This is a genomic window from Streptomyces sp. RP5T, assembly GCF_003933965.1.
Taxonomy (GTDB): domain Bacteria; phylum Actinomycetota; class Actinomycetes; order Streptomycetales; family Streptomycetaceae; genus Streptomyces.
Map to the genome: position 1 here is coordinate 1 of NZ_RSAJ01000512.1, position 6,003 is coordinate 6,003.

Genomic DNA, 6,003 nt, shown 5'->3' on the forward strand with positions numbered 1-6,003 from the left:
CCCGACGACATTCGCGGCGTCCACGACGACCAGCAGCACGTCACTCATGCCCCCAGCGTCCCACGCCCGGCCCGCCCGAGGAGGGCGCCGGCCGCCCGATTAGAGTGGGCCCGTGTCAATGGTCCGTACAGTGAACGGCGACTGGCTCATCCGCGCCCGCGACGGCCGACTCGGCGTCTACGCCACCCGTGACGAAGCGGTGTGGTGCCGGGCGGAGCGACACCCCGGCGGCGACACCTGGCTGCCCTGGCGCAAGGTCGGCGGCGCCCAGCGACTGCACCCCACACTCGCCGTGGGACACGGCCCCGACGGATACGCCCACCTCGCCTCCTGGCGGCCCACCAAGGGCCAGGAAGCGGGCCTGGTGCACTCCACGCACTTCCGCGTCCACCTCGCCGCCCTCGACTGGAACCCGGTCGGCCACCCGGACAGAACCGGCCCGCGTACCGGCGTGCCCGCCGTGGCCGTCGACGCGGAGGGCCGCGCCCATGTCTTCGTCCGCGACGGCGGTGACCGAGTGCGCGTCCTCATCCAGAAGGAGCGCGGCGGCTGGAACGCCTGGGCCGACCTCGGCGGGACCGACGTGCACGAGCAACTGACCGCCGTGACGGGGGAGTCGGGCCGGGTCGAGCTGTACGGCACCGGCCCGGCGGGCGTCCTGCGCTGGCTCCAGGGGGAGGCGGGCGCGCCTCCCGTGGCCGCCGACCCGCTGCCGGTGCGCGTCGAGCCGGGCACGCTCAGCGCGCTGCCCACCGCCAAGGACCACAGCACCCTGTTCTTCGCGGACCCCGAGGGCATGCTCCACGCCTGGCGTCCGGACACCGAGCCCGTCCCGCTGCTCGCGGCCTCAGGACCCGGCCCGGCGGCCCTGCTGCGCTGCACCCTGGAAGGCTACGACTGCACACTGCTCGCCCAGCGTTCGGCGTCCGGCCGGGTCGCCTTCGCGGCCTGTCCGACCGAGCAGGAGTCGGCGGGCCTGTGGTGGACGGAGTCCGGCCCGCAGCTGCCGTCGGACACGGTCGTGGCCCTGGCCGAGGACGCGGAGGGCCGTGTGGTCGCCGCGACGGTGACCCCTGACGGGACGCTCAGGGTCGCCCGGCAGAAGGACGAGCCGGGACTCGCGCTGGCGGCCTGGCGGGAGGTCTGAGGGCCCGTGGGCCCCCGTCCGGTCCCCGGTGAACGACAGAGGGCCCCCGCCGCAGCGGAGGCCCTCTGTACCTGCCTGGGAGTTACGCCGGGACCGACGCCACGCCCGGAGCGAGGAACTTCTTGCCGTTCACGCGCTCGGAGACACCCTCGCGGTCCAGGTACGGCGTGATGCCACCCAGGTGGAAGGGCCAGCCGGCGCCCGTGATCAGGCAGAGGTCGATGTCCTGGGCCTCGGCGACGACACCCTCGTCGAGCATGAGCCCGATCTCCTGGGCGACGGCGTCCAGGACGCGCTCGCGGACCTGCTCCTCGGACAGCACGACATCGCCCTGCTTGAGGAGTGCGGCGACCTCGGGGTCCAGTTCCGGCTTGCCGGAGTCGTAGACGTAGAAGCCGCGCTTGCCCGCCTTGACGACGGCGGCGAGGTTCGGGGAGACCGTGAAGCGGTCCGGGAAGGCCCGGTTGAGGGTCTCCGAGACGTGCAGACCGATCGCGGGACCGACCAGCTCCAGCAGGACGAGCGGGGACATCGGCAGGCCGAGCGGCTCCACCGCCTTCTCCGCCACGGCCACCGGGGTGCCCTCGTCGATGACGTTCTGGATCTCGCCCATGAAGCGGGTCAGGATGCGGTTGACGACGAACGCCGGGGCGTCCTTGACCAGCACCGCGGTCTTCTTCAGCTTCTTGGCGACGGCGAACGCCGTGGCCAGCGAGGCGTCGTCGGTCTGCTCGCCGCGGACGATCTCCAGGAGCGGGAGGATCGCGACCGGGTTGAAGAAGTGGAAGCCCACGACCCGCTCGGGGTTCTTCAGCTTCGACGCCATCTCCGAGACGGAGAGGGAGGAGGTGTTGGTGGCGAGGATCGCGTGCGCCGGGGCGACCGCCTCGACCTCCGCGAACACCTGCTGCTTGACGCCGATCTCCTCGAACACGGCCTCGATGATGAAGTCCGCGTCGGAGAAGCCCTCCGCCTTGTCCAGCACACCGGTGACCAGGGCCTTGAGGCGGTTGGCCTTGTCCTGGTTGATACGGCCCTTGCCGAGCAGCTTCTCGATCTCGGCGTGGACGTAGCCCACACCCTTGTCGACGCGCTCCTGGTCGATGTCGGTCAGCACGACCGGCACCTCCAGGCGGCGCAGGAACAGCAGCGCGAGCTGGGAGGCCATCAGACCGGCGCCGACGACACCGACCTTGGTGACCGGGCGGGCCAGGTTCTTGTCCGGGGCACCGGCGGGACGCTTGCCGCGCTTCTGCACCAGGTTGAACGCGTAGATGCCGGAGCGCAGTTCGCCACCCATGATCAGGTCGGCGAGGGCCTGGTCCTCGGCGTCGTAGCCCTGCTGGAGGTCGCCGTTCTTCGCGGCCTCGATGATGTCCAGGGCGCGGTAGGCGGCCGGAGCGGCCCCGTGCACCTTGGAGTCCGCGACGAAGCGGCCCTTGGCGACGGCCTGGTCCCAGGCCTCACCGCGGTCGATCGCCGGGCGCTCGACGACGATCTCGCCCTTGAGGACGGACGCCGTCCACAGCAGGGACTGCTCCAGGAAGTCGGCGCCCTCGAACAGCGCGTCGGCGATGCCCAGTTCGTAGACCTGGGCGCCCTTGAGCTGCTTGTTCTGGTTCAGCGAGTTCTCGATGATGACCGAGACGGCCTTCTCGGCGCCGATCAGGTTCGGCAGCAGCGTGCAGCCGCCCCAGCCGGGGACCAGACCGAGGAAGACCTCGGGGAGCGAGAAGGCGGGCAGGGCCGCGGAGACCGTGCGGTAGGTGCAGTGCAGACCGACCTCTACGCCACCGCCCATCGCCGCGCCGTTGTAGTACGCGAAGGTCGGCACCGCGATGCCCGCGAGGCGCTTGAAGACCTCGTGGCCGCCCTTGCCGATGGCGAGCGCGTCCTTGTGCTCCTTCAGCAGCTCGACGCCCTTGAGGTCGGCGCCGACGGCGAAGATGAACGGCTTGCCGGTGATGCCGACACCGACGATCTCGCCGGCCGAGGCCTCCTTCTCGACCTGGTCGATGGCGGTGTTCAGGTTCGCCAGCGAGGCCGGGCCGAAGGTGGTCGGCTTGGTGTGGTCGAAGCCGTTGTCCAGCGTGATGAGCGCGAAGCGCCCCGCGTTGAACGGCAGGTCCAGGTGGCGTACGTGCGCCTGGGTGACGACTTCGTCCGGGAACAGCTCGGCCGCACCCTTCAAGAGCTCAGTGGTGCTCACTTGCTGCCTCCGGCGTCCTTGTGGTTCGGGTTCTCCCAGATGACCGTCGCGCCCATGCCGAAGCCGACGCACATGGTGGTCAGGCCGTAGCGGACCTCGGGCTGCTCCTCGAACTGGCGGGCCAGCTGCGTCATCAGACGCACACCCGAGGAGGCCAGCGGGTGACCGAAGGCGATCGCGCCGCCGTACTGGTTGACGCGCTCGTCGTCGTCCGCGATGCCGTAGTGCTCCAGGAAGGCGAGGACCTGGACCGCGAAGGCCTCGTTGATCTCGAAGAGACCGATGTCGGAGATCGACAGGCCCGCCTGCGCGAGCGCCTTCTCCGTGGCCGGGATCGGGCCGTAGCCCATGACCTCGGGCTCGACACCCGCGAAGGAGTACGAGACCAGGCGCATCTTCACCGGCAGGTCGTTCTCGCGGGCGAAGTCCTCGGAGGCGATGAGGGAGGCGGTGGCGCCGTCGTTCAGACCGGCCGCGTTACCGGCGGTGACCCGGCCGTGGACGCGGAACGGCGTCTTCAGCCCGGACAGGTTCTCCAGGGTGGTGCCCGGACGCATCGGCTCGTCGGCGGTCACGAGCCCCCAGCCGGTCTCACCGGCCTCCGGGTTGGTGCGGCGCACCGAGATCGGCACCAGGTCGGCCTGGATCTTGCCGTTGGCGTACGCCTTGGCGGCCTTCTCCTGGGAGCGCACGGCGTACTCGTCGGCGCGCTGCTTGGTGATCGTCGGGTACCGGTCGTGCAGGTTCTCGGCGGTCATGCCCATGAACAGGGCGGACTCGTCGACGAGCTTCTCGCTCACGAACCGCGGGTTCGGGTCCACGCCCTCGCCCATGGGGTGGCGGCCCATGTGCTCGACACCGCCGGCGACGGCGATGTCGTACGCCCCGAAGGCCACGGAACCGGCCACCGTGGTGACGGCGGTCAGCGCGCCGGCGCACATGCGGTCGATGGAGTAACCGGGCACGGACTGCGGCAGACCGGCGAGGATCCCGGCGGTACGGCCGATGGTGAGCCCCTGGTCACCGATCTGCGTGGTCGCGGCGATGGCGACCTCGTCGATCTTCTTCGGGTCCAGACCCGGGTTGCGGCGCAGCAGCTCCCGGATCGCCTTCACGACGAGGTCGTCGGCGCGGGTCTCGTGGTAGATACCCTTCGGGCCCGCCTTGCCGAACGGGGTGCGGACGCCGTCGACGAAGACGACGTCCCTGACGGTACGAGGCACGATGGCTCTCCTCCAGATGCGGGATCTGCACTGCTGCGATGCGCTGAGCGCGCGCTCAGGACCATGCTACTTATGAGTAACGTGACTGCACACCCCTGGAGGCGGGAGCGGCGAAGGTCACATCGCGGGAGGCGCCGTGGAACCCCTCGGTGTCAGGACCGGCGTGGGCACGGGGTGCGATCCAGGTCCCTCCCCGGTGATTGCTCCGAACAGCGTACGAGCCGCCTCCGCGCCGAAGCCGTGCACGTCGTGACTCATCGCGGAGAGCGTGGGATGGGTCAGCCGGCACAGCTGCGAGTCGTCCCAGGCGAGCAGCGAGACGTCACGCGGGACGTGCAGCCCCATCTCCGCGGCGACCGACAGGCCGGCCACCGCCATGATGTCGTTGTCGTAGACGATCGCGGTCGGCCGGTCCGCCGCCGGGGCGGTCAGCAGGGACCGGGTGGCCCGCCCGCCGGCCTCCCCGGAGTAGTCGGTGGTCACCTGCCAGGCCCCCGCGAGGCCGAGCCCGCGCGCCGCGTCGTCGAACGCGGCCGTCCGTGTCGCCGTGTGCCCGAGCGCCGCCGCACCCCCCACCCGGGCGATCCGCCGGTGCCCCAGCGCCGCCAGATACCTCACGGCCTCCGTCACGGCGGTGGCGTCGTCGGTCCACACGGAGGTGAGACCACCGGTGAACGACGGATGCCCCACGGCCACCACCGGCATCCCCAGGCGTTCGACGGCCGCCACGCGCGGATCGTCGGCCCGGAAGTCGACCAGGATCGACCCCCCGACCTGGCGTCCGCGCCACCACGACTCCTGGATGCCGACCTCCTCCTCCACGTTCCGCACGAGCCGCAGCAGCAGCGAGCAGTTCCGCTCGATCAGCACGCTCTCCACGCCCGAGACGAACTCCATGTAGAAGGGTTCGAGCCCCAGCAGCCGCGCCGGCCGGCAGATCGCGAGTCCCACCACGTCGACCCGCGACCCGGCCAGCGTCCGTGCGGTGAGGTTCGGCGCCCAGCCCAGCTCCCGCGCCGCCCGGAAGATCCGGTCCCGGGTCGCCTCCGACAGCCCCGGCTTGTGGTTGAAGGCGAGCGACACGGCCCCCTTGGACACACCGGCGCGCGCGGCGACGTCCTTGATGGTGACGCGTGCGGCCGGCTGGGCTGTCATCGGCTGGGCTCCAGGCAGTACAGGGCGGACCGGGCGGCATCCGCGTCAGGAGTCTCCCAGCCGCTGACCCCGATGGTCACCCGCTCCCCGGGCAACAAGGTCACCAGCCCCCGGTCGGCCCGCGCCCCCGGATCCAGCCGGTCGGCCTGCAACAGCAGATCCCGTACGAGGGTGCGGGCCGTCACGATCACGGCCCCGGGCACCACGGAGACGTCGAACTCGGGCTGCGGATAGGGGATTTCCCGATCAGGGCAGGGAAAGTACAGAGC

General features: G+C 71.1%; 4 protein-coding genes and 1 pseudogene. 1 reads left to right on the plus strand and 4 read right to left on the minus strand.

The features are described 5' to 3' along the window. Positions 1-118 precede the first annotated feature (118 nt). The gene (locus EHS43_RS34910; protein WP_125194653.1) at positions 119-1,147 is read left to right on the plus strand and encodes a hypothetical protein; all 1,029 of its coding nucleotides are present in this window, start codon (positions 119-121) and stop codon (positions 1,145-1,147) included. Between the two features lie 82 nt (positions 1,148-1,229). Here the strand turns inward: EHS43_RS34910 and EHS43_RS34915 are convergent, their stop codons facing one another. The 4 genes and pseudogenes from EHS43_RS34915 to EHS43_RS34930 all read right to left on the minus strand — a co-directional run. After that, entirely contained in the window at positions 1,230-3,356 is a 2,127-nt protein-coding gene (locus tag EHS43_RS34915) for a 3-hydroxyacyl-CoA dehydrogenase NAD-binding domain-containing protein (RefSeq protein WP_125194654.1), read from the minus strand. After that, positions 3,353-4,579: an acetyl-CoA C-acyltransferase gene (locus tag EHS43_RS34920; RefSeq protein WP_062022059.1), complete on the minus strand. Its 1,227-nt coding sequence runs from the start codon at positions 4,577-4,579 to the stop codon at positions 3,353-3,355. Before EHS43_RS34920 ends, EHS43_RS34915 begins: the two co-directional genes overlap by 4 nt. 117 nt (positions 4,580-4,696) lie before the next feature. Further along, positions 4,697-5,734, minus strand: coding sequence for a LacI family DNA-binding transcriptional regulator (locus EHS43_RS34925; RefSeq protein WP_125194655.1), 1,038 nt, complete (start codon positions 5,732-5,734; stop codon positions 4,697-4,699). Beyond that, a pseudogene (locus tag EHS43_RS34930) lies at positions 5,731-6,003 on the minus strand (glycoside hydrolase family 2 protein); the annotation flags it as partial. The pseudogene EHS43_RS34930 and the gene EHS43_RS34925, both read right to left, overlap by 4 nt.

What these genes read in the sequence shown, in the direction of transcription:
- EHS43_RS34910 (WP_125194653.1), top strand. Translation starts at nt 119, where the DNA reads ATGGTCCGTACAGTGAACGGCGACTGGCTCATCCGCGCCCGCGACGGC.
- EHS43_RS34925 (WP_125194655.1), bottom strand. Translation starts at nt 5,734, where the DNA reads ATGACAGCCCAGCCGGCCGCACGCGTCACCATCAAGGACGTCGCCGCG.